Origin of the sequence: Streptomyces boluensis, assembly GCF_009908195.1 — a bacterium.
Classification (GTDB): domain Bacteria; phylum Actinomycetota; class Actinomycetes; order Streptomycetales; family Streptomycetaceae; genus Streptomyces; species Streptomyces boluensis.
On record NZ_JAAAHS010000632.1, the window covers coordinates 1 to 2,399 of the forward strand.

Here is a 2,399-nt window from a genome sequence, read left to right on the forward strand (position 1 = left end):
CATGAAGGGTTCAACGGGCGACCCTTGGCGCAAGTAACGCGGCACGGCGTGCGGAATCGAGCCGTCCGGAGCGGCTTGCCCCGGCGCATCCGGAACCGATCACTCCATGCCAACCCCTGCCGTACGCCTGGCAGTTGAGCGGCTCGGCCGGGGTGCGGAAATCGGACCGAAGGGTCAGTGGATCAACGGCAGTACGCGCGCGCCCGCGTGGTGCCGGTTTTCCGCGGTACGCGCGCGCCCGCGTGGCGCTGGTTCGTCCGTGCCGCCGTCAACGCTGCCCCACCCGGACGCCGCCCGACCGGGTGGGGCTCGCCGGGCCGGGGCGCGGCACTCCGGTCGCCGGATCGCGGGTGCTTAGCGTGACGCGATGTCGAACATCCGTGTCTGGTTCGTTGCCCTGCTCGCCGGCCTCCTCTCCTGCGCCCCGCTGACCGCCTCGGCCGCCGTACCGCCACCCGCGCCGGGCGGGCCGGGCTCAGGCCCCGTCGGGGAGTCGGGCGCGGGCCCCGGAGCCGACGGTTCCGGCGCCGACGGTTCAGGCGCCCGCGAGAAACCGCGGAAGGTCCAGGAGTGCGGCTCGGGGAAGTCACCCTGGACCTGTCTCGCCGAGTGCGAGAGCAGCGGCCGTTGGGACGTCAACACCGGCAACGGCTACTACGGCGGGCTCCAGTTCTGGCAGCCCACCTGGAAAGAGTTCGGCGGCCTCGCGTACGCGCGCCGGGCCGATCTCGCCACTCCCGCGCAGCAGGTCGCCGTTGCCGAGAAGGTGCTGAGCAAGCAGGGGTCGAAGGCCTGGCCGGTGTGCGCCGCGAACCTCGACTTCGGCCGGCGCGTCCACACGGTCGTGGCCGGCGAGACGCTCAGCTCGATCGCCGCGCGCTACTACGTCAAGGGCGGCTGGCGGACGCTCTACGCGGCCAACCGGGACATGGTCGGCCCGCGCCCGGACCGGCTCAACATCGGCACCGTGCTCGTCGTGCCGGTCGACGAGAAGGGGCGCAGGCTCTCCGCCTCTCCGGTGACCACTACCGCTCCGGTGACCGCAGCTCCGCGGCCTCGCCGCTGAAGACGACCGCGCCGCGCCGCAGTTCGTGCACAAGCACGGGCCGGGGCGCGGCGCGCAGTGTCGCGGGCAGGCGCTGCTCCGCCACGACGACCGTCGCGGGCAGCGCGCCGAGCAGTTCGTACGTACGGGCCGCTACCGCCGCCGACATGCCCTGGGCGGGTTCGTCGACAAGCACCACGCGCGCGTGCGCCAGGACGGTACGGCACAGGGCAAGGATGCGCCGCTCGCCGCCGGACAGGGTGCCCGCGCGCCGGCCGAGGAGCGGGCGCAGCTCCGGGTAGGCGTCGAGCGCCGCACCGAACCCGGCGTGCGGCGCGGCCAGTTCGAGGTTCTCCGCGACGCTGAGCGAGCCGAACACGGCCTGCCGGTCGGGTACGTACGTGAGGCCGTTCGCCGCCCGCGTGTGTGCCGGGAGCCGGGTGATGTCCGCGCCCCGCCACAGCACGGCGCCCCGGTCGAGAGGCACCGTCCCGGCGAGGGCCCGCAGCGCGGTCGTACGGCCCGCTCCGTTGCGGCCGAGCAGGACCGTCACGGCGTCCCGCGCGACGGTGAGGCTGATGCCGTGCAGCGCCTCCAACGGGCCGTACCGCACGCGCGCGTGGCGCAGTTCGAGCTCTACGGTCACGGGCCCTCCGGAGCGTGCGCGAGCCGGTCGAGAACCGCCTCCGGCGGGCCGGAGGCAACGATCCGGCCCGCGTCGAGCACGTGCACGGTGTCGGCGAGGTGGGCCACCAGGTCCAGGTCGTGCTCGACGATCAGGAGAGCGGTGCCGTCCGCCGCCAGCGCCCGCAACACCGTTGCCAGGGCGGCGACTTCGGCCGTGTCGAGGCCCGCCGCGGGCTCGTCGAGGAGTACGGCGTACGGGCTGCCCGCGAGGACCCGGCCGAGCTCGACGCGGCGCAGCGTGCCGGTGGGCAGATCCGCCGCCGGGAGGTCCCGTACGGGCCCGTCGAGGCCGAGCAGGGCGAGGGTTCTGGCGACCGCGCCCGGATCGCGCAGGCGGCCCTGCTCGGCGCCGACGGCGACGTTCTCGGCGACCGTCAGGGACGGGAAGACCGCCAGTTGCTGGAAGGTACGGGCCACGCCGAGCCGGGTCCGTGCGTGCGCGGGCAGGCGGGTGACGTCGCGCCCGGCGAAGCGCACCAGGCCCGCGTCCGGGCGCACCGTACCGGCCAGGCAGTCGAACAGGGTGCTCTTGCCCGCCCCGTTCGGCCCGACCACCGCGGTGATCCGGCTCGCCGGAACGTCCAGGTCCACCCCGTCGAGCGCGGTCACCCCGCCGTACCGCACGGTCAGGCCACGGGCCTTGAGCGGGTCGGAGGGGGCCTTTACG

Annotated in this window: 3 protein-coding genes; 1 reads left to right on the top strand and 2 read right to left on the bottom strand. The window is 74.7% G+C overall.

What is annotated here, in order from left to right; genetic code table 11:
• Nucleotides 1-367: 367 nt before the first annotated feature.
• A complete protein-coding gene (locus tag GUY60_RS36840) occupies nt 368-1,066 on the top strand; it encodes a LysM peptidoglycan-binding domain-containing protein (RefSeq protein WP_161705860.1) in 699 nt (232 codons plus the stop codon).
• Here GUY60_RS36840 and GUY60_RS36845 read toward each other — a convergent pair.
• Entirely contained in the window at nt 1,026-1,691 is a 666-nt protein-coding gene (locus tag GUY60_RS36845; RefSeq protein WP_161705861.1) for an ABC transporter ATP-binding protein, read from the bottom strand. The two genes, GUY60_RS36840 and GUY60_RS36845, sit on opposite strands and share 41 nt — an antisense overlap.
• Nucleotides 1,688-2,399: ABC transporter ATP-binding protein (locus tag GUY60_RS36850; RefSeq protein WP_161705862.1), on the bottom strand; the 712-nt coding region annotated here is incomplete at its 5' end. The genes GUY60_RS36845 and GUY60_RS36850, both read right to left, overlap by 4 nt.